Source organism: Propionivibrio sp. (assembly GCF_049316945.1).
In the GTDB taxonomy this organism is placed as follows: Bacteria; Pseudomonadota; Gammaproteobacteria; order Burkholderiales; family Rhodocyclaceae; genus Propionivibrio.
In genome coordinates this window covers 1-2,208 of record NZ_JBMOJE010000331.1, presented here as the reverse complement: position 1 = coordinate 2,208, position 2,208 = coordinate 1, and the positions used below count along the sequence as shown (strand labels likewise).

At 54.7% G+C, this 2,208-nt stretch carries 3 protein-coding genes; all 3 read left to right on the top strand.

Translation table 11 applies throughout. The features are described from left to right. A partial coding sequence (locus ACOYNV_RS27720) for a hypothetical protein (protein ID WP_422903049.1) occupies window positions 1-888 on the top strand: 888 nt, incomplete at its 5' end. Between the two features lie 43 nt (window positions 889-931). Further along, window positions 932-1,609, top strand: coding sequence for a hypothetical protein (locus ACOYNV_RS27715; protein WP_422903048.1), 678 nt, complete (start codon window positions 932-934; stop codon window positions 1,607-1,609). Window positions 1,610-1,680: 71 nt separating this feature from the next. Further along, window positions 1,681-2,208 (top strand): hypothetical protein (locus tag ACOYNV_RS27710; RefSeq protein ID WP_422903047.1); only part of this gene is annotated, 528 nt, incomplete at its 3' end.

Below are 2,208 nucleotides of genomic sequence, written 5' to 3'. Positions count from 1 at the left end.
ACGGCTTACACCACTCAGGACTACATGGCGGCGCGGGACAAATTGCAATATACCGCGTTCAACTATGCCTATATTTCATCCGGCGGCACGCAATCCCCGGCGCTCCTGGCGCAACTGGCGCAACTGGCCTTTGATACCAACCGTCAATTGCGTTTCGACATCCCAGGAAACCTTACCCCTGAATCTGCTATAACCTTTGTTGAGCAGTTGAACATGGGCGCTAGCCTGACATCGCACCTGATGCATGCCTTCTGGTCCCCGCTCAAGTCCGATGATCCTACCGGCATCAACGCCAAGGGATATATCGGTACGGCTACGCTGAACATCGCCTATGCCTGCCTGCGCAACGCACAGACCAACGCTAAGGGCTTCGCTCCGAAGAACTACGTGGTGGCCGGTCGTGAGTGGCCTATTCGCCGGACGCGAGTTACCCAGACCTACTCGCCGCGCGATCAGGAACTGAATGCGCTGGCCCGTGCCAAGATCAACCCGGTTGTCTACGAGGTTTATACCGGTGGCGGTCGCTACGTGTTCCGTGACTCGCTGACGTGCGCACTGGTCGAATCCAGCATGAAGAAGCTGATTTCAGTCGCCGATATGTCAACGTCCATCGATGATGCAGTTACCCGTTTCGGCAAGGACATTCTTCAATTGCCGATGCAGGTCGCCACCAAGAAGATGAGCGACTTCTTGAACGAACTGTTTGTTGGTGCCGAGGCCTCAGGCTGGCTGGTTCCTTCAAGCGCGGCTGAAATGGGCGGCAAGGCATGGAAGTTTGTTGTCGCGCCGAACGAAGTCAGGCCGTATGACCGGATGGATTGCTCCTACTGGTTGCGCTACGACGGTACGGTGCGTCAGATTTTCGTTACCCAGACGCTTACCCGCTAACTATGACCCCCGGTAGCGGCTGGGGGAAATTAAAGGAGCCAAAATGAACATGAATGAAATGCTGCGCGGGGCAATGAAAATCCGCGATCCAGAGACCGCTGTTACTCTGGATGCAGCAAAGGATCAAGAAACATCGGGCGCCAGTGATTACACCATGGCCGACCTGACCATGGCGGCGGCGGCAAACATTCAGCAGTGGGCCGAGACGGATGACCTGGACGAAGGCGAAAGCTTTGCCGACCGGCTGATGGGTCAAATGATCGGCGTGGCTGACGCGGACCAGAACGGTGAAATAACCGAGGATGAACAGGGTGTGCTTGACGTTGTGCTCAACGCCGCATGGGACTACCTGCTTAAACTCGGGGTATCCGAAGAAGACTGTAGCGCGCTGCTCAATGACTGGGATGTTGATACTGCCGAACGTGTGCGGGATCTGGTTAGTTCAGCTTTGCCAGAAGGTGAAGAAGAATCAAGCGCTGACATTGACGATTTTGTCTTCGGCGACAACGATCAGGAACCCGCGCTTGATGCTGTCTACAAGATGCGTTTCGCTGTTCGCGGCGGTCATAAAACACGCATCAAAAAGCGCATTTCAGGAACCGTGCATCGTTCGTCAAAGCAAAAGCTGGCGATCAAAAAGGCTGGGCTAAAGAGCCACACCGCTGGCGCCAAGATGCGCCGCATGAAGTCGATGCGCGTTAGCCGCCGAATGGGCCTCTAAGCAATAACGAAACATGTAACCCCCTGGCGCTGCCGCTTCGTGTGGTAGCGCCTTTTTTTTGCGAGTCCGCCATGATTGAAACGTGCTGCATTCCAGACCCTAACGTGCTCACCTCCTTGTGGGACGGTCTTTCATCGCACTTGATCGCCTCGTTCTGGGAGGTGAAGAAGTCAGATGATAAAAAATCATGGGTGCGCGCCGCAGAAATTACCGTCAAAGCGCCACTTTCAGAATCGAACATGGAAATGCAACTCACCTGGTCAAGCCCGTTCGAGGGGGCCGGACTTGAGAAGGGGATGCCGACCGTTGCCGCGATGCTTCAATCAGGAAGCATACAGCCTTACCTTGACTCCGTAGGAGCGGGTAGCGGTAAGATTGCAGACTTCGCTAACACCTTCGAAGGCCGAACCGGTATTACCAAAATGAACTCGACTCAGGTCTTTACCGGGATGCCTCCTGTAAAGATACAGGTAACCGCCGTGTTTCGTGCGTGGCGAGATTCTGCGAATGAGGTAGAAGCTCCTTTCGATCAGTTGATGAAGTGGGCGCTCCCGAAAAAGCTGGCAGATGAAGCCGCCATTCTGAACATGGCAAAATCA